At 66.1% G+C, this 21,951-nt stretch carries 11 protein-coding genes; 4 read left to right on the forward strand and 7 right to left on the reverse strand.

Annotated elements, in window-relative coordinates:
- Window positions 1–14: 14 nt before the first annotated feature.
- Window positions 15–1,550, reverse strand: coding sequence for a cysteine--tRNA ligase (cysS, locus tag MON38_RS12530; protein WP_241936513.1), 1,536 nt, complete (start codon window positions 1,548–1,550; stop codon window positions 15–17).
- A 139-nt stretch (window positions 1,551–1,689) separates the two neighbouring features.
- Window positions 1,690–2,844, reverse strand: coding sequence for an endonuclease/exonuclease/phosphatase family protein (locus MON38_RS12535; protein ID WP_241936514.1), 1,155 nt, complete (start codon window positions 2,842–2,844; stop codon window positions 1,690–1,692).
- Between the two features lie 156 nt (window positions 2,845–3,000).
- Between MON38_RS12535 and MON38_RS12540 the strand changes: the two genes are divergently transcribed.
- The 3 genes from MON38_RS12540 (at window position 3,001) to MON38_RS12550 (ending at window position 12,375) form a co-directional block, all read left to right on the forward strand.
- The gene (locus MON38_RS12540; protein ID WP_241936515.1) at window positions 3,001–6,507 is read left to right on the forward strand and encodes a DUF7948 domain-containing protein; all 3,507 of its coding nucleotides are present in this window, start codon (window positions 3,001–3,003) and stop codon (window positions 6,505–6,507) included.
- Window positions 6,508–6,653: 146 nt separating this feature from the next.
- A complete protein-coding gene (locus MON38_RS12545) occupies window positions 6,654–10,244 on the forward strand; it encodes a DUF7948 domain-containing protein (protein ID WP_241936516.1) in 3,591 nt (1,196 codons plus the stop codon).
- A 181-nt stretch (window positions 10,245–10,425) separates the two neighbouring features.
- Window positions 10,426–12,375, forward strand: a complete 1,950-nt coding sequence (locus MON38_RS12550) for a T9SS type B sorting domain-containing protein (protein ID WP_241936517.1) — start codon at window positions 10,426–10,428, stop codon at window positions 12,373–12,375.
- 24 nt (window positions 12,376–12,399) lie between these two features.
- On the opposite strand, the gene MON38_RS12555 is transcribed toward MON38_RS12550, so the two are convergent.
- The 3 genes from MON38_RS12555 to MON38_RS12565 form a co-directional block, all read right to left on the reverse strand.
- Complete coding sequence (locus MON38_RS12555; protein ID WP_241936518.1) at window positions 12,400–13,665, reverse strand: lipopolysaccharide biosynthesis protein; 1,266 nt, start codon at window positions 13,663–13,665, stop codon at window positions 12,400–12,402.
- Window positions 13,666–13,807: 142 nt separating this feature from the next.
- Entirely contained in the window at window positions 13,808–15,013 is a 1,206-nt protein-coding gene (locus tag MON38_RS12560; RefSeq protein ID WP_241936519.1) for a glycosyltransferase, read from the reverse strand.
- A gap of 164 nt (window positions 15,014–15,177) precedes the next feature.
- On the reverse strand, window positions 15,178–18,561 hold the full coding sequence (locus tag MON38_RS12565) for a TonB-dependent receptor (RefSeq protein WP_241936520.1): 3,384 nt from the start codon (window positions 18,559–18,561) through the stop codon (window positions 15,178–15,180).
- Window positions 18,562–18,894: 333 nt separating this feature from the next.
- Here MON38_RS12565 and MON38_RS12570 point away from each other — a divergent pair, with 333 nt between their 5' ends.
- Window positions 18,895–19,488, forward strand: coding sequence for a GNAT family N-acetyltransferase (locus MON38_RS12570; RefSeq protein ID WP_241936521.1), 594 nt, complete (start codon window positions 18,895–18,897; stop codon window positions 19,486–19,488).
- Here MON38_RS12570 and MON38_RS12575 read toward each other — a convergent pair.
- Window positions 19,437–19,895, reverse strand: a complete 459-nt coding sequence (locus MON38_RS12575) for an energy transducer TonB (RefSeq protein WP_241936522.1) — start codon at window positions 19,893–19,895, stop codon at window positions 19,437–19,439. The two genes, MON38_RS12570 and MON38_RS12575, sit on opposite strands and share 52 nt — an antisense overlap.
- 267 nt (window positions 19,896–20,162) lie before the next feature.
- A complete protein-coding gene (locus MON38_RS12580; RefSeq protein WP_241936523.1) occupies window positions 20,163–21,911 on the reverse strand; it encodes a T9SS type A sorting domain-containing protein in 1,749 nt (582 codons plus the stop codon).
- Window positions 21,912–21,951 lie beyond the last annotated feature (40 nt).

The raw sequence follows: 21,951 nt of genomic DNA on the forward strand, positions 1-21,951 counted from the left end.
CGATTTCCGCTGATTTATTCTTCGCTGTAGGCCCACTCTACGCCGGCCTTGGTGTCCTTTATCACGATGCCCTGGGTTTTGAGGGCGCCGCGAATCTGGTCGACTTTGTCGTAGGCTTTGTCGGCTTTGGCCTCGGAGTAGAAGCCGAGGGTGAGTTCGAGCAGCTGCTCCACGTTGGCGCGGGGCTCGTCGCGCAGGCCCAGCACGTCCTGCACCAGCACGCGGTAGGTGGCGGCGGCTTGCGCGAGGGCGGCGGGGCCTACTTCGGCCAGCGCGGCCGGGTTGGCGGCCAGCGTGTTGAAGCGCTTCAGCAAATCAAACAGGGCGGCCAGGGCGCGGGGCGTGTTCAGGTCGTCGTCGAGGAACTCGGCGGGCTTGGCGGCCAGGGCCAGCAGCTGCGCTGCTTCGGTTGTTAGTTGTTGGTTGTCAGTTGTTAGAATTTTTGCATCGCCCTCACTAACAACTGGCAACGAATCACTAACAACTAACTTATCGAGCAAACGCAGGCCGTTCATGAGCTTGCGGTAGCCTTTGCGGGCAGCTTGCAGGGCGTCGTCGCTTACGTCAACCGGCGAGCGGTAGTGGGCCTGCAGCAGGAAGAAGCGCACCACCATGGGCGAGTAGCCTGAGGCCAGCGGCCCGGTGGGCCCCAGGAACAGGTCGCCGAGCAGCACGAAGTTGCCCAGGCTCTTGCTCATCTTGGTGCCGTTCACGGTAATCATGTTGTTGTGCATCCAGATGCGGGCCTCGTCGGAGTGCGAGTGGCTACCCTGGCTCTGCGCAATCTCGCATTCGTGGTGCGGAAACATGAGGTCGAGGCCGCCGCCGTGGATGTCGCTCAGCTCGCCGAGGTACTTGCGGCTCATGGCCGAGCATTCGAGGTGCCAGCCGGGGAAGCCTTCGCCCCAGGGCGAGGGCCAGCGCATGATGTGCTCGGGCGAGGCCTTTTTCCAGAGGGCAAAATCCAGCGGGCTGCGCTTTTCGCTCTGGCCTTCGAGGTTGGCGCGGGTGCCCGCCAGCTGGTCTTCGATGCTGCGGTTCGAGAGCTTGCCGTAGCGCTTGCCTTCCTCGTTGTATTTGGGCACGTCGAAGTAGACGGAGCCGTTGACTTCGTAGCCCAGGCCGTTGTTGATAATTTCCTCAATCACCTGAATCTGCTCGATGATGTGGCCGCTGGCCTGGGGCTCGATGTCGGGCGGCAGGCAACCCAGGCCCAGCATGTGCTGGCGGTAACGGTTGGTGAAGTGCTGGGCCACCTGCATGGGCTCGATGCGGGCGGCGCGGGCGGCCTTCTCCATCTTGTCCTCGCCGGTGTCGGCGTCGCTTTCGAGGTGGCCCACGTCGGTGATGTTGCGCACGTAGCGCACCTGGTAGCCGAGGTGGCGCAGGTAGCGCGTCAGCACATCGAACACCACCGGGCCGCGGGCGTTGCCCAGGTGGGCCTCGCTATACACCGTGGGGCCGCACAGGTACACGCCCACCTGGGGCGCGTGCACGGGCTGGAATTCTTCTTTCTTGCGGGTAAGCGTGTTATAGAGCGAGAGCGACATGGTGCAAAGGTAGCGGGCCGCGCGACGTGCGGCGGCCGGGAGGCCGTAACAAAAAGCAAGAACATTCTGCTCAAAATAGCCTACGGTTTTGAAGGGCCTTGGGCACGACGTTCTCAATCTACAAGAAGAACCCTCACTTCTACTTCAGCCGATACAACCCCTCAATCGGGTAATGGTCGCTCCACTTGATTTCCTGGTGCACGCGGCAGCCCAGCACCTGCCACTGCTTGCTGGCAAACTGCTGGTCGATGCGCAGGAAGGGCAGCTGGCCGTGGTAGGTGGCCCCGATGCCCAGCCCGGCGGTGGCCCAGGCATTCTGCAGGTGGTCGGCGAGTTGGTCGTAGGTGTAGGAATAAGGCAGGTCGTTGAAGTCGCCGGCCAGCAGCACGGGGTAGGGCGAGCGCCGCACCCGGGCCAGCACGGTATCGACCTGGTTGCCCCGGGCCACGGCCCCGTTGCGGAAGCGGCGCAGCAGGTTGGGGGCTTTCTGGCGCAGGCCGGCGCGGCTTTCGGTGGCCGTGGCAATGTCGCTCTCGGCCATGCTCATGCTCTGGAAGTGCACGTTGAAGACGCGAATGGTATCGTGGGCGCGGGCCAGGTCGGCCCACATGGCGTGGTTCTGGGTGAGCTTGCCGAAGGGAATGGTGCCGCGCCGCACAATGGGGTAACGCGAGAAAATGGCCAGCCCAAACTCGGCCCCAACGCGGTTGGTGAGGCTGGGCGACACAAACGCGTGCCGGCCGCTGCCCCGGCCCAGGGCGGCTTCGCTGCGAAACACCTGGCCGTTTTCGGCCGAGCCACCGGGCTCGTTGTAATACTCCTGCAGGCACAGCACGTCGGCCGGGCTGCTAGCCAGCCAGCGAATGAAGTTTTTCGATGACGCGTCGCCGGGCTCACGCAGCTCCGAGTACACGTTGAAAATGCGCACGTTGGCCGAGAGCAGCGAAACGGCGCCCGCAGTGCCTGCGCCAGGCAAGAAAGTCGGATGTGCGCCCTGGTTGGTACGAACCGCTTGCTCATAATCAGCCACCAGTTGTGACGGATGCAGCGACAACCCGCGCTGCACGTGCGGCCACGTGAGGCCCAGCGCCAGCAGCGGCAGCAGCGCCACCCGCCAGTTGCGCCGCAGCCAGTATAGGGCCAGCAGCGCCGTGAGCAGCAGCGCCAGCGGCGTGGTGAGCGCCCCGAACAGCGCCGGCCAGAAGGCGCGGGCCGGAATTTGCTGGCAGGCGATGGCCAGCAGCAGCCAGGCCAGGGTGAGAAGGGTAAGCTTGAAGGCGAAAGAACGACGCACGGCACAAACAAGGGGGTACGGCAAAGGTAGGGCGGGCCCGGCGGCTATACCTTCGCACTACCCCTCGCACGAATTTTGCGCGGCCCGCGTTTCGCCTGCGCCCCGGGCCTTACGCCGGGGCATTCCTTTCCATTTTGCGTTCACTTTCCGCTTTTTATGACGCTACCTTTTCGCTTTGTTGGCCGGGCCTTGTGCCTGGCTGTAGGGTTGATGCTACCACTGGCCGCGCAGGCCGTTTCGGCCGGGCCCGAGGGCGGCAGCCTGGAGTTCATCCGCAACCAGGGGCAATGGGATGAGCACGTGCGCTACGCGGCGGCCCTGCCCAGCGGCCGCCTGTTTGTGCAGCCTACCGGTCTGACGTACGCCTTCTACGACCCCGCGTTTCTCGACCAGCACCACCGTTCGGGCGCCGGCGCGCCGGCCCCGGCCGGCCCGGCCAACGGGGCCATTGCGGCGCACGCCTACTCGGTTTCCTTCGAGAAAGCCAGCCCCAAGGCCCGCCTTACGGCGAGCGAGGTGACGCCCGGCGAGCGCAATTATTTTGTGGGCAACGACGAGCAGCACTGGGCCAGCCACGTGCGGGCCTACCGCCAACTGCGCTACGCCGACCTCTGGCCCGGCATCGACCTGACCCTGTACGAAAACCAGACCCAGCGCCTGGAGTACGACGTGCTGCTGGCCCCGCGCGCCAACCCGGCCCGCGTGGCCCTGCGCTACGACGGGGCCTCGGCCCTGAGCCTGGACGCGGCCGGCAACCTCGTCATCAAAACCACGGTGAGCACCACCACCGAGCTGGCCCCGCAGGCCTGGCAGTTCGATGCCAATGGGCGGCGCCAGAACGTGGCCTGCCGCTACGTGCTGGCCGACCACACGGTGCGCTTTGTCCTGGGCAAGTACGACGCCAGCCGCGCCCTGACCATCGACCCGACGGTGCAGTTTTCGACCCTGACCGGCTCGCGGGCCGACAACTGGGGCTTCACGGCAACGTACGACAACGCGGGCAACATGTACTCGGGCGGCATTGCGTTCGATATCGGCTTCCCCACTACAACGGGCGCGTTCCAAACCTTTTTTGCCGCGCTGGCCGATATTGCCCTCATCAAGTACAACACCACCGTGAGCGGCCCGGCGGCGCGGGTGTGGGCCACCTACCTGGGCGGCACCAACACCGAGTTTCCGCACAGCCTGGTGGTGAACGGGCAGAACGAGCTGGTGCTGCTGGGCAGCACGTCGAGCCGCGACTACCCCACTACTACCGGGGTGGTGCAGCCGGCTTTTCGGGGCGGGCCGGCAGTGGCGCCCTTCGGCACTTCGGCGTCGTTCTACTACATGCCCAACGGCGCCGACCTGGTGCTGACGCGCCTGCGGGCCGACGGCGGGGCGCTGCTGGCCAGCACCTACCTGGGCGGCACCGGCAACGATGGCGTAATAACCTCCGGCTCGCCCGTAACCATTAACTACGGCGATGCTTTTCGCAGCGACGTGCTGCTCGATGGGGCCGGCAACGTGTACGTGGCTGCTTCGACCAGCAGTGCGGCCGGCTTTCCGGGCCTGGCCAGCGGTTTCGGGGCCACCTACCAGGGCGGGCCGTCGGATGGCGTGGTGTGCAAGCTGACGCCGGACCTGCGCAGCGTGCTGTGGGCCGGGCTGCTGGGCGGCAGCGGCCAGGATGCCGCGTTTTCCGTGCAGCGCGATGCGCAGGGGCGGGTGTTTGTGTGCGGCGGCACCAGCTCGGCCAACTTTCCGGCCACGGCCGGCAGCTACCACCCCACTGCGCCGGGCGGCTCGGCCGATGGCTTCGTGGCCCGCATCAGCGCCGACGGCCGCACCCTGGAGCGCGCTACTTACCTGGGCACCAGCAGCACCGATCTGGCCCAGCTGCTGCAGCTCGATGCGGCAGGCAACCCCTACGTGTTTGGCCAAAGCATTGGCAGCTACCCCAATACCCTGGGCCTGGCCGGCACGGTGGGCGGCCCGCAGTTTATTCAGAAGCTCGATGCCGACCTGGCCGTCAGCCAGTTCAGCATCACTTTCGGCAACCGCAGCGGCGGGGGGCCCAACCTGGTGCCCACGGCTTTTTTGGTCGACGACTGCGAGCGGGTGTACATCAGCGGCTGGGGCGGGGCCGACAACGCGGGCTACTTCGGGGGCAATACCAACGGCCTGCCCGTGACGCCGGGCGCCGTGCAACCCACCACCGACGGCTCGGATTTTTACCTGGCCGAGTTTGCGCCGGGTTTGACCAAGCTGGAGTACGCCACGTTTTTTGGTGAAATTGGCGGCGTGGGCGAGCACGTGGACGGCGGCACCTCGCGCTTCGACAAGCGCGGGGTGGTGTATCAGGCGGTATGCGCCAGCTGCCGGGGCACCCAGGGCTTTCCGCAGCCGCCGGGCGCGGGCACCTACACCATTCACAACGGCAGCTCGAACTGCAATAACGGCGCTTTCAAAATGAACTTCGAGGTGCTGCAGGCCGACCCCGGCCCGCGCCGCTTTGTGTGCCTGGATGGCGGCCCGGTAGCCCTGGGCGGGGCCCCGGCCGGCGGCACCTGGACCGGCCCCGGCGTGCAGGCCGCGCCGGGCGGCGGCTTCCGCTTCGTGCCCACGGCGGTGGGGCCGGGGCAGTACGTCATCGGCTACACGGTGGCCACCACCGGCATTTGCGTGAGCACCCGCTACGTGCGCTACGTGGTGGCCCCGCCGATGGCGCCCACGCTGGCCGCCCTGCCCGACCTGTGCACCACGCAGGCAGCGGTAGCGCTGGTGGCCACACCGGCCGGCGGCACCTTCAGCGGGCCGGGTGTGAGCAACGGGCGTTTCGACCCGGCGGTGGCGGGCGCGGGCCTGCACACGCTCACGTACGCGGTGGTCGACTCGCTGGGCTGCGGCAGCATTGCCCGGCAGGTGCTGGTGGTGAGCCCATCGTCGGTAGATGCCGGCCCCCCCATTACCCTGTGTGCCGACCAGCAGCAGCCGTTCCAGCTGCAGGGATATAGCCCGGCCGGCGGCACCTGGAGCGGAACCGGCGTGACGGCCGGCGGCTTCTTCACGCCCCCGAATACCAATAACCGCGGCGGTGTGTTTTCCCTGACTTACACGGTGCGCGCCGGGCCCTGCCAGGCCACCGCCACCCGCACGGTGGTGCTGGCCCCGGTGTCGGCCCAGAACGTGGGCCTGAACCTGCCCGTGTGCAACAACCACCCGCAATATGCCGGCCTCGCCCCGTTCAACTGCCCGCTCACGCCGGTGCTGCTGGCCCCCAATGCCACCTACGAATGGGACTTTGGCGATGGCACCCCGCTCAGCACGGAGGCCACGCCAACGCACCTGTACCAACAGCCGGGCCAGTACCGCATTCGCCTCACGGCGCGCTACGGCAACTGCCAGGTGCTCACGGGCTTTTCGCCGATTGAGGTGGGCGAGATGAAGATTCCCAACATCATCACCCCCAACCGCGACTCGCTCAACGAAACGTTCCGGCCGCGCTTCAGCTGCCAGCCCACGTCGCTGGAAGTGTATTCGCGTTGGGGCCAGCGGGTGTACCAGTCCGATGACTACCACAACGACTGGGATGCCCGCAACCTGCCCGACGGCATTTATTATTTCCTGCTGCGCGATGCCAATGGCCGCCGCCAGAAAAGCTGGCTTGAGGTACGCCACTAAGAACGGTTAAAGGGTGAGCGTCAAAAGTTAAAATTCTGACTAAACGAACTTTAACTTTTAACGCTCACCTTTTACCTTTTCTATAAGCGGGTCAACTGCTGCCAATACTTTGGCCGCCCACTTCTTCCCCCTTCCCACGCCTGCCCATGAAGCTACTGCTACTCGCCGCTGCCACCCTGCTCACCGGCCCGGCCCGGGCACAAGCGCCCGAGCCGCCGCTGGTACCGCCCGGGGCTACGCTGGAATTTGTGGCCAACCAGGGCCAGTGGCCCGCCCCCGTGCGCTACGCGGCCGAGTTGCCCAGCGGCCGCCTGTTTGCCGAAGCCAATGGCGTGACGCTGGCCCTGCTGGCCGACGGTGGCCCGGGCCAGCACAACCACCGGGGCGCGGCCCACGGCGTAGCGGGCACGGAAGCGCAGCCCCTGCGCGGCCACGCCCTGGCCCTGCGCTTTGCCGGGGCCGCGCCGGCCACCATCATTGCCGAAGCCCGCACTGCCGAGCACCGCAGCTATTTCCTGGGCCACGACCCCGCCCACTGGGCCGCCGACGTGCCCGCCTACCGCGCCCTGCGCTACGACGGCCTGTGGCCCGGCATCAGCGCCCGCCTCTACGAAAGCCCGACGCAGCAGCTGGAATACGATTTCGTGCTGGCCCCCGGGGCCGATGCCACCGCCATTGGCCTGCGCCACGAAGGAGCCGATGGCGTGAAGCTGGACGACGGCGGCAACCTGGTGGTGCAAACCAGCGTGGGCACCGTGGTAGAGCACGCCCCGCAGGCCTGGCAAACCGATGCCGCCGGCCACCGCCGCGCCGTACCCTGCCACTACGCGCTGGCAAACGGTACTGTGCAGTTTGCCCTGGGCCAGTACGACCACAGCCGCGCCCTCGTCATCGACCCTGTGGTGGTGTTTGCCAGCTACACTGGCTCGGCGGCCAACAACTGGGGTTTCACGGCGACTTACGACCCGGCCGGCAACCTGTACTCGGGCGGCATTGCCTTCGAAGTGGGCTACCCAACTACGGCGGGAGCTTTTCAGACCTCCTTCAAGGAGCTGGTTGACATTGCCATCATTAAGTTCGACACGCACGTAAGCGGGCCGCCGGCGCGGGTGTGGGCCACCTACCTGGGCGGCAGCAGCGCCGATTTTCCGGCCAGCCTGGTGGTGAACAGCCGGGGCGAATTGCTGGTGCTGGGCACTTCGGGCTCGAACGACTACCCGGTAACCACCAACGCGGCGCAGCAGCGGTTTGCCGGCGGCGTGGCCACCGACCCCTTCGGCTACGGCCCGCCCTACGACTCGCCCAACGGCTCCGACCTGGTCATTACCCGCCTCAACGCCACGGGCACCGGCCTGGTGGGCTCGACCTACCTGGGCGGCACCGGCAACGAGGGGCTGCTGCCGCTGCTGCCGTCGACATCGGCCAGTGGTGCAACTTTCCAACTGGCCCACAACTACGGCGACCCCTTCCGGGGCGATATTTTCGTGGATGCGGCCGATAACGTGTACGTGGCGTCGCACACCACTTCGGCCAACTTTCCGGTTGCGGCCGGGCTGGGCGGCGCCTACCGCGGCGGCACTTCCGATGGCGTGGTGGCCAAGCTTGCGCCCGGCCTCGATGCTGTGCGCTGGGCCAGCTACCTCGGCGGCAGCGGAGCCGATGCGGCCTACTCGCTGCAGGTGGAACCCGGCAGTGGCGACGTATATGTAGCAGGCGGCACGCTCAGCCCCAATTTCCCGACCACTGCCGGTGCTTACAAAACCACCCGCCCCGGCAACGTCGACGGCTTTGTGGTGCGCATTGCGGCCAGCGGCACCAGCCTGTTGCGGGCTACTTACGTGGGCACGGCGGCCTACGACCAGGCCTACTTCCTGCAGCTGGGCACCGATGGCGGCGTGTACCTGCTGGGCCAGACGCGGGGCGCGTTCCCGGTATCGCCGGGCCTCTACACCACGGCCGGCGGCACGCAGTTCATTCAGAAGCTTGATGCCAGCCTGACCCAGAGCCAGCTGGCCACCGTGTTTGGCAGCACGGCCCCCGGCAGCGCCGGCCAGGTTAACCTCGACCCCACGGCGTTTCTGGTCGACCGCTGCGACCGGGTGTACGTGTGCGGCTGGGGCGGCATGGTGAATGGCCGGACAATTCCCAACTCAACGGCCATGTGGCCTTACCTCGATGGCAACGGCACCACCGATGGCCTGCCCGTAACCAGCAACGCCGCCCAGCCCGCCACCGATGGTTCGGACTTTTACCTGGCCCAGTTTTCGGCCGGCCTCACCCGCCTCGACTATGCCACTTTCTACGGCGACACTACGCCCGGCACCGAGGGCGAGCACGTGGACGGTGGCACGTCGCGCTTCGACCCGCGCGGCATTGTGTACGAGGCCGTTTGCTCGTGCTTTTCGACCACCGGCTTTCCCATTCCGCCCGGGGCCAACACCTACTCCACGGTGAATGGCAGCAGCTTTCCGGGGTTTGGGGCCAATTGCAACAACGCGGCTTTCGTGCTCGATTTCCGCCCCGAAATAGCCGACGCCGGTGCCGACCAAAGCGTGTGCGCCAACGCCGGCCCGCAGCCGCTGGCCGGCAACCCCACCGGCGGCATCTGGACCGGGCCGGGCGTGAGCGGCAGCCAAAGCCTGGGCTACGTGTTCACGCCTTCGGCAGCGCTGGTGGGCGTGCAAACCCTCACCTACACGGTGCCCAGCACGGGGCTGTGCACCACCACGGGCACGCGCCGCATCACGGTGGTGGCCCCGCCCGCGGTGGTATTCACGCCGCTGCTGCAGCGCACCTATTGCGTGGCAGTTCCCAATGCGCCCGTGCAGCTGACGGCAACTCCGGCGGGCGGTACTTTCAGCGGGCCGGGCGTGAGCGGCAGCGCGGCCACAGGCTACGTTTTCACGCCAAATCTGCCAGTAGGCACCTACCAGTTGGCCTACGCAGTTACCGTGGGCATCTGCACCGTGCAAACCAACCAGGAGGTGGTGGTGGCGCCGCAGCCCACTTCGGCCCTGGCCGCCGATACCACCATTTGCTTCAACAGCTCGCCGGTGGCCCTGCGCGGCAGCCCGGCGGGCGGCGTATTCAGTGGGCCGGGCGTAAGCGGCAGCGTGGCCACGGGCTTCACCTTCGCTCCGCCGGCTGGGCAAGCAGGGCCGTTCACGGTGGGCTACCGCTACACGAGTGCGGCGGGCTGCACCAGCCAGACCGCAACCCGACGCATTGCCCTCACAGCGCCGCCGGTGCTGGCCCCCGGCTGGAATGCAGTGCCCTGCCCCGAAACGCAGCTCGCGCCCCTCACGGTGCAGTTTTCGCCGGGTAGCGGAACCGCCGACCTGGGGCTGAGTTGGGATTTTGGTGATGGCACGCAGTCAGCCGACCCCAGCCCGGTACACACCTACGCCACGCCCGGCACCTACCAGCCCCGGCTGCGGGCGCGTTACTTCCAGGGCCGCTGCGAAACGACCGTCGAGCTGGCGCCCGTAACGGTGCTGGAACGCAAAGTCCCCAACATCATCACCCCCAACGGCGATGCTCAGAACCAGGCATTCAAGCTGGGTCCCGACTGCGCGCCGCACCTGCAGGTGTATTCGCGCTGGGGCCAGCTCGTGTTCGACAGTCCCGTTTACCACGACGACTGGAGCGCCCCCGGCCAACCCGACGGCGTGTACTACTACCTCCTCACCTACCCCGACGGCCACCGCGTGAAGGGCTGGGTGGAGGTGCGGCGGTAGGCGCCCAACCGGCGGTGTGCAACCACGGGGGCGGGCGGGCGGTCAGGCCCGGCGTACCGCCCGCAGACGTTGCCCGGGCGGCTTTTCTTTTTGCTGGCTTCCCATCTTCCTCGGCATGGCGTTTTTCTACCGCGGCATTTTTCAACTATTCTCATTGGGCCATCAATACCTGCGCCCGGTTTTGGCTGCCATTTTACTGCTGCTCTTGGCCATGCCCGGCGCGCATGCCCAGCGCGAGTACTACAACTGGTACTTTGGCCAGCAGGCGGGGCTCACGTTTCTAACTGCGCCAACGGCGCTTACCAACGGCACCCTGCGGCTGAACGCCGACATGGCCTGCCTCTCGGACGCCGCCGGCACTTACCAGTTCACCACCGACGGCCAGCTGGTCTGGAACCAGTTGGGACAGGTAATGGCCGGTAGCTCGACCCTGAATGCGTACCCCCAGCAGGTAATGGCCGTGCCCCAGCCGGGCCGGCCGGGGCGCTACTACATCTTCACCAACCAAAACCTGATTACGCGCGGCTACCGGCCCGGCTTCACCTACTCGGTGGTGGATATGAGTGCGAACGGCGGCCTGGGCACCGTGCTGCCCGACAGCGTGGTGGAACTGCCTGTGGTGCCGCGCAGCAACGGGGGCATCCTGATAACCAACTTCGTGGCCGTGCGCCACGCCAATGGCCGCGACCTGTGGCTGGTGGCCCAAAACCTGGCCCGGCAGTACGTGAGCCTGCTGCTCACGGCGCAGGGCCTGCAGCGGCCGGCCATCATCAGCCCCGGGCCCCGGCCGGCGGTGGTGATTGACCTGCCCTCCCTGGGCCAGCTCAAAGCCTCAGCCGATGGCAAAACCCTGGCCATGAGCACGCACCAGTTTCCGCAGGGCCCGTTCAACAGCACGTCGGTTACGTCCGTGTTTTACCACGAGATTGCGCATTTCCAGCCCCAGTCCGGCACCGTTACCGATTCCTACGTGATTCCGGACACCTACCCGCCGGGCCACTACCGGGTGGTGAACAACCAGTTTTCGCACTTCGATGGCGTGGGTGGGCTGGAGCTGTCGCCCGACGGCTCGAAGCTGTACGTCGACACGCTGTTCAGCCGCGAGGTGTGGCAGTACGACCTGCTGGCCGGGCCACCGGCGGCCGTGGCGGCTTCGCGCACGGTGGTGGCCCAACTGCAACGGCCCATAATCGAGTCTTATGGCTCGAACCTGCAAATGGGCGTCGATGGCCGGATTTACTTGGCCGACAACAGCAGCTACCTCGGGCGGTTTGAGCTGCCCAACGCCGCGGGCGCGGCCAGCGGCTACCACCGCGAGGCCGTGTCGCTGACGCCCAGCCGCTTCGCGCTGAAGTCCCTGCCCCGGGCCACCAACGACCTGAACCTAAGCCCAGTAGTCATTTCCGGGGCCGGCACCGTGGCGGCAGCTACCGGCTGCGCGGGCAGCCTTGTTCAGTTCGCCTCGTCGCTGAGCCCGTTTGTGACGGCCACGGCCTACGAGTGGAATTTTGGCGACCCTGCCTCCGGCGCCGCCAACTCGGCCGCGGGGCAGGCCCCGGCCCACCGCTACGCTCAGCCGGGGCGCTACACCGTTACGCTGCGGGTCACCGCCACGTCGGGCCAGGTGTTCACCACCACGCAAACGGTGGTGGTGTCGCCCCTGCCGGTAGCCACGTTCGCCCTCTCCGATTCGACGCTGTGCTACGGAGCCACGCGCCTGCTGAGCCCGGGCCCGCAGCCGGCCGGCACCACCTTTCGCTGGCAGGATGGCAGCACTGGCCCCGAGTTGCGGGCTACCCAGGCCGGGAAGTACCAGGTGGAAATCACCAACGCCCAGGGCTGCCGTGCCCAGGCCCGCACCACCCTGGTGGCTGTCGATTGCCCGGCCCCGCTGCCCAACATCATCACCCCCAACGGCGACCGCCAGAACGACTCCTTCGTGCTGCCCGGCCAGGACCCCAGCCACTGGAACCTGACCATTTACACCCGCTGGGGCCAGCGCGTGTATCAGCGCGAAGGCTACGACAACAATTGGGATGGCGCTGGCCAGGCGGCTGGCAACTACTATTACCTGCTCATCAACCCCACCAGCGGCCAGCAACTGAAAGGGTGGCTCGAAGTGGTGAAGTAACCCGCCAGCCTACTGGTTTTTGAACTAGCGGCGACTGCGCAGCATCGCCAGCAACCATTGCACGTCCTCCCAACTCGGTACCACATCGGCCCAAGTGGCGCCAATGGCCCGGCGGTAGTGAGCGAACAGGTAAAACGTGGCGGCCGCGTAAGCCAAGGTCATGCTCAGGGCCGCACCTGCTATGCCCAGGCGCGGCACCAGCAGCAGGCAGCCGGGCACCGTGAGGGCCAGCCCCAGCAGCGTGGCGCGGTTGTTCACGCCGTAGCGGCCCACGCCGGCGAAGTAGGTGCTGGCCTGCATAGCCGCGCCATTCAGCAGGATGCCCGGGGCCAGGGCCAGGATGACGCCGTGCGCCGCCCCAAACTCCGGCCCGAAAAACGCGGCCAGCCACCCGGCCGGCACGGCGGCCAGCGCCAGTACCGCCCCGGCCGTGGCCAGCAACGTGAGGCGGCTGCCGCGCAATGCGGCGTGGGTTTGCCCGCGCTTGTCGGCGGCATTCACCAGCGCCACGTACTGAATGAGGGCCGTGCTGCGCGGAATCAGCCAGATGGCCTCGGCCAGGGCCACGCCCACCGAGAGCACGCCCAGCGCCGCCGGCCCCGCCAGCGCCGCCACCGCGTAGTAGCTGAAGCGGTAATTGGCAAAAGCCAGCAGGTTGCTCAGGTGCGCGCCCCGGCTGTGGCGGGCCAGTTCGCGGGCGCCGGCGCGGGCCCGGCGCGGGCGGGCCGCCCAGGCATCGGGCAGGCGCAGCAGCAGCGCCGTGCTAACCAGCCAGGGCAGCCCATAGGCCAGGTAGTTGGCGTAGTAATAGGCTTCGATGCGCAGCCAGTGCGCGCCGGCGTAGGCCACGGCCAGGGCCAAGGCCAGCAACGCGGCCTGGGTGGTGGTGAGCAGGTTATACGTTTGCTCGCGCTGCCGCCCCAGCAGCAGCATGACGTTGATGGACAGCAGCACCTGCACCAGCGTTACGGCGGCCAGATGCAGCCCGTAGGCCGCGCCCACCGGCCGTAGCAACGTTATCAGGGCCGCGCCACCCACGCTCACCAGCGCGCCCCAGGCGTAGGCCGGCCGCAGCAGCAGCCACAGGTTGCGGCGCGGCACCAGGTATATCAGCGACGAGCCACCCACCAGCCCGGCCAGCAGCGCCAGCCCCGACACGTCGGTAAAAAACAGGCTGACCTGCCCGCGCCCCGCCGCTCCCAAATAGCGCGCCGTCAGCCACACCACTGCAAAGCTCAGCCCCGCCGTGAGGACCCGCGCCGTAAAGTGTCGGAGAATACGCTGGAGCATGAATGGGAAAATTGGGAGCGCAAGAACGGCACCATAGGGCCGTCATGCCGAGCGCAGCCGAGGCATCTCGCTCGCATCGTTGCATCTGTTTGATTACTACCCCACGCGAGATGCCTCGGCTGCGCTCGGCATGACCGTTCTGTTAGTGCGAACTGCTTTCTAGCACCTGCCGGTACAACGCTCCAAACGCCGCCCCCACCGCCGCCGGAGCACACCGCGCCGCCGCATCGGCCCGCAGCCGGGCGGGGTCGAAACGAACCATGCCGGCCAGCACCCGCGTCAGGGCAGCCTCCAGCGCGGCTTCGTCGTCGGGCTTTACCAGCAGACCGAAGGCGTTTTCGGGCTGGAAAAGCTCGGGCACGCCGCCGGTGCGGGTGGCCACCACCGGGCAGCCGCAGGCCCGCGCCTCCAGCAGCACGCAGCCAAACGTTTCGGCCCGGCTGAAGGACACCAGTGCCGTAGCCGCCGCCATTTCGGCCGCCACCGCCGCGTGCGGCAGCTTGCCAAGGAAGGCCACGGTACCATCGGCCAGCAGGTCCAGCTCGGCGGCGTAGGCGCGCAGGGCGGCCTCGTCGGGCCCATAGCCGGCAATGCGCAGGCGCAGGCCGGGCCAGTCGGCCCGCAGCCGGGCCACTACCCGCAGCACGCCGGAAATATTCTTCACCCCGTCGTGAAACGCCGAAACATGCAGCAGAGTCAATGGGCGAATGGCGGAATGGCGGAATGGGTGAATGGGCCGGAACAGCTCGGTATCGACTACGTTGGCGATGACCACCGAGCGCGCATTGATGAAGCCCAGCGCCGCCATCGCCCGCCGCAGGCCCTCCGACACGGTATGCAGGGCCGCTGCCCGCCGCACTACCGCCCGCGTGAGCACTCGCCGCAGCCAGCCGATACCGTTGGCGCGCTCCGGCAGGTATAGCGTCCAGTGCTCGGTGATGATGAACGGAATGCCGCGCAGCGCCCGCAACGCCCACGCAAACAGCCCCGTGCGCAGCAGCACGTGCACGTGCACGAGGTCGGGCCGCTGGCCGCCCCAGTGCTGCCGCAGCCGCCGGTAGCCGCGCCCCAGGCACCAGAAATACAGCAGCAGCTTCAGCGGCTTATCGAGCAGCGGCAGGCCGGTGGGCGCGGCGCGGTAGTAGTAGCGCAGCGTGGGCACGGGGCCGTTGAAATCCTCTTCCACATCAATCATACCCGGCAGCGGGCCGCGCGCCACGGTGGCAAACAACACCGCGCCCGCCGCGCCGCCGTGGGCCGCAATGGCCGCCACGTGTCGGGCCACAAAGTCGCCGTCCTGGTCGTCGTAGCGGTGCGGGTACCACTTGGGAAGATGCAGAATCTTCAATGAGGAATGAGAAATGAAGAATGAGGACTTGACTTCATGGCAAAGAACGGGCTTGCCCTGCACAAAAAGACGCAGCCGCCCCGAGATGGAGCGGCCGCGTCGGATGTAGGGGTAGCTGGAGTCAGGAGAGCATCAATTGCTCATTCCTCATCAAGCCGAAGGCGCTAGAACGAGTAGCGCAGACCCAGTTGCCCCTGCCAGCGCGAGGCCAGCTGGTCGACCGAGTAGGTGGCCGGGGTGCCGTAGGTGTAGGTGGGGCGGTTGAACACCGACGTGTAGCTGGCGTTCAGGTTGCCGGCGCCGTCGGCGTAAGCGGCGGCCTGCGTGAGGCCGGTGCCCAGCGTCGAGTTGAAGGTGTTGGGCACGAAGTACTGGCGGCCCCAGTTGCGGTTCAGCAGGTTGCCCACGTTGATGAGGTCGAGCGAAATCTGGAGGGTGTGGCCGCCGCCCGTCGTTACGCCGGCGGCGTTGGGTTCCAGGTTGCCGAGCTTGGCTTCCACCATGAAGCGCACGTCGGCCTGATTGTTCCAGGGGGTGCGGCCGCCGTTGCGCTCGGCGTACTGGCCGCGGCGGGTTTTCAGGTACGAGTCGCCCTCCACGAAGCTGTTGAAGGCGTTGTACTGCGCGCCGGTGGCGTCCACGGCGAAGCCGCTGGGGTTGGCGGTGGTTTTGGGCACGGCCGTCACAAAGGTGATATCCGAAGGGCCGCTGGGGATGTAGGCCAGCTGCACGTTCTGCTGGCCGTTGCCGAGCAGGTTGTTGTTGTACACCCAGGTGTAGGGCGAGCCGCTGGCGTAGGTGAGCACCGAGGTGAAGTAGCCGGTGAAGCGCTGGGCGAAGGTTTTGTGCAGGTTCAGCGAAGCTACCACGCGGTGGCGCAGGTCGAAGTTGGAGAGGGCCAGGGCCGGGTCGTTCACGTTCAGGGCCGGGTTCAGCTCCCAGTTGCTCTGGGGCGAGTTGCGGATGCCGTTGCTGATGTCGTAGCTCTTGCCGTAGGTGTAGGCCACCGAGGCATCCACCAGGTTGTTAATCGTCTGGCCTACCGAGCCAGTGAGCTGGTAGCGGTAGCCTTTCTGGGTGTTGGTGAGGAAGAAGGCGTTCGAGAAACCGTTGTTCACCTTGGCGCTGCCGCCGGCCGGTGCCGTGTAGCGCGGGCTGCCGGTGGGGCCCTGACCGAAGTAAGTCACGTTGTCGGTCAGGTTAATGTTCTCAAACTTCACGTCCTGCAAAGTCTTGGTGTACAAGCCTTCCACCGAGAAGCGGGTGCCGGTTTTCAGCTTGTAGTCGAGGGCCAGCGACGAGCGCCACACCTGCGGCATCTTGAAGTCGTTGTCAATCAGGTTCACTTCCGTGGTGCCGGCCTTCAGGTTGGCGGGGTTGTAGGCCGAGCTGGGCAGCTGGCTGTAAATCTTGTTCGGGTCCGAGTTCAGCGTATACACCGTGCCCGCGCCGCCGTTGGTCGCGCGGATGTTATTCACGTCCACCGAGTTGAAATTCACGCCGTTGTTGTAGTAGGCGTAGCCGAACCAGGCAAACGGCACCCGGCCCGTGAATACGCCCGTACCGCCGCGCAGCACCACCGAGCCGTCGCCCTTCACGTCGTAGTTGAAGCCCAGGCGCGGCGAAATCTGCACCTGGCCCAGGTAGTTGTTGTCGAGGTCTTTCCAGGGCGTGTGCGAGTAGGTCTGGTTCAGGGTGTTGGCGTCGTTCTGCGGGTTGTTCACCAGACCGGTGTTCAGGGCGGGCTTGGTGGGCAGCGAGGCGATGTCGAACCGGATGCCGGGCGTGATTTTCAGCTTGTCATTCACGTTCCACTCGTCCTGCAGGTAGGCGCTGAAGAAGTTGATGTTGAACGCCGCCGAGGGGTTGTTGAAGTTGTAGTTGTAGGAGTTGTCGGTGTTGTTGTAGGTGCCGCGAATGCGGTTGGGCTTATCGGCCAGGAAGTCGGCCACGTTGTTATACTCGATGCGGCCGTTCCAGGAGTTGATGAAGCCGTAGTCGATGTGGTACAGCTCGTTGTGCGTGCCCAGCGTGAGGGCGTGCGCGCCCTTGTAGAAGGTGAAGTTGTCGGTGATTTCGAACGTCTTCTGGCGGGTGTTGAAGATGCTGGCCTCCCGGTCCGAACCCAGCAGAATCTGGTTCGAGCCCACATACGCCTTGTTCGGGTCGGTGCCCACGTTGTTAATCTGCACGGCCGGAAACAGCGTGCTCTGGCCACCCAGCAGGTCGCGGTAGTCGTGGATGTTGGTGTAGCCCAGAATTAGGTTGTTGGCAAACTGCGAGCTGAAGTTGCTCTTCACCTCCAGCACCGTCGAGTTCTGAATGTTGTTCTGGTTGAAGTCCTGCGAGCCAAACTTGAACAGGCTACCCGAACGCTCCAGGTTGGTGGCCGTCGAGTTGATGTAGTTGTGGCGCAGCGCAATGCTGGTTTTGTCGTTCAGGTTCCAGTCCAAGCGGGCAAACACCTTGTTCGAGTTTGCGTGGATGTTGTAGTCGCCGTACTCGCCCACGTTGTAGCCGTAGGAATTCTGGAGCTTGCTGGAAATCTGCTGGGCCAAATCCGTCGTCACTGGCGAGCCGGCCGTGCCCGCGCCGTAGAACTGCGGCTCCTGGCGGCGGGCAATTTCGGCGTTGGTGAAAAAGAACAGCTTGTTCTTGATAATTGGCCCGCCCACCCGGAAACCGGTCTGGTAGTCGTGGTACTCCGAGCCAATCTTGCTGCGGTTCTCATCGATGCTGCGGCCGGTCACGTTCTGGTTGCGGCCGTAGCCATACACCGAGCCGTGGAAATCGTTGGTGCCCGAGCGCGTCACGGCGTTAATCGAACCGCCCGTAAAGTTGCCCAGCTTCACATCGTAAGGCGCTACCGAAGCTTGAATCTCCTGAATGGCGTCGAGCGAAATCGGGTTGGCGCGGGCCGAGCCGCCGGGCAGGCCGCTGGTGCCGCTCTGGCCGCCCAGCGAGGGCGAAAAACCAATGGCGTCGTTGTTCACGGCGCCATCGAGGGTAATGTTGTTGTAGCGGAAGCTGGAGCCGGCAAACGAGTTGCCCGAGTTGCGCGGGTCGAGACGCGTAAAGTCTTGAATGCTGCGCGAAATGGTGGGCAGCTGCTGCAGGGCTTCGCGGCCCACGGTGGTGCCGGCCCCGGTTTTGGTGGCTTGGGTGTTGCCTACTACCACCACTTCGTTCAGCTGCTGGGCCTCGGTGGCCATCACGAAGTTGAGCTTGGTGGTGTTGCCCAGCGTCAGGTACACGCCATCCACGGTCTGCTCCTTGAAGCCCACGTAGGTTACCGTTACCTGATAAGGCCCGCCGGGGGCCAGGTTCGGAATGGTGAAGCGGCCATCGGGCTCGGTGCCGGTGCCGCGCTTGGTGCCGGTGGGCAGGTTGGTGGCCACCACGGTCACGCCAATCAGTTCTTCACCTTTGTCGGACACGACTTTGCCGGTCAGGGCCGAAGTTGTTACCTGCGCCCGGCTGGCGGGCACGCCGGCCAGCAGCAGCACCAGCAGGAGCAAAACACGAGTAAACGAAGTATGCACAAGCATAAAAGTGAGGGGGTTGATTGTGGCTGCAAAGTTCTGGGCCCTCAACGGCGGCCGGTCCTGTCGGGCCGTTGCCGAATTGTTGTATTTCGTGCCGACCTATAACATTCCCGTAACACGCGCCCTTGTTCCGTTCCGGCCGGCAGCTCACATTATCATTGCATGAAGGGTAGATGAAGCAGGCATTTGGCCCCTTACTTTTGGCTGAACGGAGTAGGGGCGGGGCTTGCCCCCGCCCGGGCGCTCGCTTCGTCGCAACACTGCGGTTCAACGACGGGCGGGGGCAAGCCCCGCCCCTACTCCGTTCAGCTACTCCCCCACTTCCGGCCGGTTACCATGACCATACACCCGATGGAGGCCCGCCACTGGCCCCAGGTTCGCGCGATTTACGAGGCCGGCATGGCCACCGGCAACGCCACCTTCGCCACCCAGGTAGCCCGGGGCCAAGGCTGGAACAAGGCCCACCTGTCGCACAGCCGCCTGGTGGCGCTGCACCCCAGCGGCCGCGTGCTGGGCTGGGCCGCTCTGTCTCCGGTTTCGGAGCAAAGCCACCTGCCCGGCGTGGCCCAAATCCAAGTGTATGTAGCCACCACTGCCCAAACCCAGGGCGTGGGCCGGGCGCTGCTGGCGGCGCTGGTAGCCGCCTCCGAAGCCCACGGAATCTGGACGCTGCACGCCGTGGTATTCCCCGAAAACCAGGCCATTCAGTGTTTGTGCCAGAGCGTAGGCTTCCGGGTGGTGGGCCAGCACCAGCGCATCGGGCAACTGCACGGCATCTGGCGCGACGTGTTGGTGCTGGAGCGTCGCAGCGCCGTGGTGGGCACTGCCGACAGCAGCCAGCTACCGCAGTCGCGGGCGCGGCCGGCCAGCGGCGCGCCTCACAGCGCCCGAAACCCGATGGGCAGCGTCACGCTCACCCACACCGGCTGACCGTTGATGCGGCCGGGCGTCCACCACGGCATGATGCGCACCAGCCGCAGGGCTTCCTCATCGAGGCCGTGGCCGAGGCCGCGCACCACGTGCGGGTCGCGCAGGTGGCCGTTGGCATCCACCACAAAGGCCACGTGCACTTTGCCCGAAACCTGGTGGTCGAGCGCATCGGCCGGATAGTTGGTTTTACGGCTCAGAAACGTGAGCATCGCGGCCGGGCCGCCGGGGAAGGCCGGCATTTCCTCGGCTGCGAAATAGATTGTTGGGGCAATGGGGGCGGCCGCTAACGCAGCGGCCGGCGCATGGCCGCCGTCCGTTTGGGCGATGGGCGCAACCGAGGCCGTTTGGGCAGCAGCCGCGCCGGCCAGCAGCAGCAACCCGCACCCGATAGTAGCACCACGAAGCATTGCTGAAACAGGATAAATCGTTATGATACAAAGCTAAAGCAAGCAACTGCGCGCCTACTACCGTCCGAATTACGCTTGCGTTAGGCTTGTATGAATCTTCGCCGCTTCACTTTGGCAAGGCCTGGCACCGACGGACTGGCGCGCGTCTGCCACCCGAACCAGCCTGCCCAGCCCCAAACGCAAAAGAGCCAGCCCCCACCGGGCTGGCTCTTTTACCAATAGTCAATAAATCAATTGAATAAATAACCTATGGAATGCAGCGGGCCGCTATTGGGCCACTACGAAGCGCACCGCCTGCACGGCCTCGGGTGTGGCTACCGTGGCCACGTACACGCCGGGGGCCAGGTTGGCCGGCAGGGCCAGGCGCTGCGGACCGGCGCCGAGCTTGCCGGCGGTGAGCACCACGGCCACCTCGCGGCCCATCACATCGAGCACGCGCACGGTGGCGGTGGTGGCGGTTTTCACGTCGAAGCCGAGCGTGGCCGCCCCCTCGGTCGGGTTCGGCGATACCGTTAGGGCCTGCAGCGGGGCGTTGGCAACTTCGCGGTTGGCGAGGGTCTGGCCGGCCACGTTATAGCAGGTAATCTGCGGGTTGAAGTTGGTCCAGCCGGTGGCCCAGTTGGTGGCCCCGAAGGCCCCGCGGTACGTTACCACGTCGAAGGTGCTGTTGGCACCGCCGTTGCCGGCCCCGGTCAGCTTGGCGCTGGTGAAGGCCGCGCCGGTATTCAGCAGCGAAGCGGCGGGCAGGTTGAAGGCGGGGGCGCACGACTTGTTACCGGCGGCGCACACGCCCTCGAAAGCGAAGTTGTCGGCGTTCAGGCCCAGGGCGGCCACCGTGCGGGTGGTGTCGCTGTTAGCCGCTACAAATGCATTGATGTTGAAGCCCGCCGTGGCTCCGCTGTTGCTCGTGACGCGGGCGGCGCGGCTGGGGAGCGGGCCGTAACCAGCCAGTACGTTATTGGCAAAGGCGAGCGAGCCGCTGGCGGCGCCGGCCGTGGTCAGGTTGCCCGAGTTGCTGTTCAACTCCAGGCCGTATCGGCGGCCGGCCAGCACGGTGTTGAAGATGCTGATGGCCGAGTTGCGGCGCACCAGCGCGGCGGCCGACGACGTGAACGGCGAGGCCGGCGTGGGCGAGGTAGGCAGCAGAATGGTCATGTTCGAGAACACGGCCGAGGTCTGCGGGGTGTTGGCGGTGCCGGTGGCATCGTTGTCGCTCTCGAAGCCGTTCGACACGCCGCCCGAGGCGAAGTCGCCGCGGCTGGGGTCGCGCAGGGCCAGGCCAAACTGCACGCGGCCCGAATAACCGTTGTCGGTGTCGAAATCGTCATCCGTGCCAGCCAGGCCGATGAGGTACTTGGCGTTCACCGTGCCGCCAAACCACTCGAAGGAGTCATCATTCGAGGCCGTTACCTGAATGTGGTCGATGGTGGTGCCGTAACCCACGCCGCCCAGCGTCAGGCCGTTGATTTCGTTGTTCACGTCGAAGTTCACGCCCGGAAACTCGATGCGCACATACTGCAGCGTGCCCGAGTTGTCGGCCGGGTCGGTGCCGCCGAAGTTGGCCACCACGCCGCCCTCAATGCTGGGGTTGCCGGGCAGGTTCACCGGCGCGCGGCCGCACAGAATCACGCCGCCCCAGTCGCCCGGTGCACGCGAGCCCGCCGGCTGATTCGAGGTGAATACGATGGGCTGCGTGGGCGTGCCAATGGCGTTCAGCTTGCCGCCCTGCCGGATAACCAGCGTGCCCTGGTTGGTTTTGTCGCCTTTGATGATGGTACCCGACTCGATGGTGAGCGTCACGCCGCTGTTCACGTAAACCGTGCCGTTCAGCAGGTAGATGTTGTTGCGCGTCCAGGTGGTGTTGGTGGTGATGTCGAGGCCCGACTTGGCGGGCGTGCCGGTACCCACCGAAACCACGTTCGATGAGGTGGCCGGGCAGGGGGTTTGGGCGTGGGCCGCACCGGGCGCATTGGCAATGGCGAGAGCCAGCAAAGCCGGGAGTAAAATCTTTTTCATAGTACCGAGAAAGGTGTTGGAAGTGGTGCTAAAACCAGTG

This window comes from Hymenobacter cyanobacteriorum (assembly GCF_022631375.1).
Taxonomy (GTDB): Bacteria; Bacteroidota; Bacteroidia; order Cytophagales; family Hymenobacteraceae; genus Hymenobacter; species Hymenobacter cyanobacteriorum.

What these genes read in the sequence shown, in the direction of transcription:
- cysS (WP_241936513.1), bottom strand. Translation starts at nt 1,550, where the DNA reads ATGTCGCTCTCGCTCTATAACACGCTTACCCGCAAGAAAGAAGAATTC.
- MON38_RS12555 (WP_241936518.1), bottom strand. Translation starts at nt 13,665, where the DNA reads ATGCTCCAGCGTATTCTCCGACACTTTACGGCGCGGGTCCTCACGGCG.
- MON38_RS12570 (WP_241936521.1), top strand. Translation starts at nt 18,895, where the DNA reads ATGACCATACACCCGATGGAGGCCCGCCACTGGCCCCAGGTTCGCGCG.
- MON38_RS12575 (WP_241936522.1), bottom strand. Translation starts at nt 19,895, where the DNA reads ATGCTTCGTGGTGCTACTATCGGGTGCGGGTTGCTGCTGCTGGCCGGC.
- MON38_RS12545 (WP_241936516.1), top strand. Translation starts at nt 6,654, where the DNA reads ATGAAGCTACTGCTACTCGCCGCTGCCACCCTGCTCACCGGCCCGGCC.
- MON38_RS12540 (WP_241936515.1), top strand. Translation starts at nt 3,001, where the DNA reads ATGACGCTACCTTTTCGCTTTGTTGGCCGGGCCTTGTGCCTGGCTGTA.
- MON38_RS12565 (WP_241936520.1), bottom strand. Translation starts at nt 18,561, where the DNA reads ATGCTTGTGCATACTTCGTTTACTCGTGTTTTGCTCCTGCTGGTGCTG.
- MON38_RS12580 (WP_241936523.1), bottom strand. Translation starts at nt 21,911, where the DNA reads ATGAAAAAGATTTTACTCCCGGCTTTGCTGGCTCTCGCCATTGCCAAT.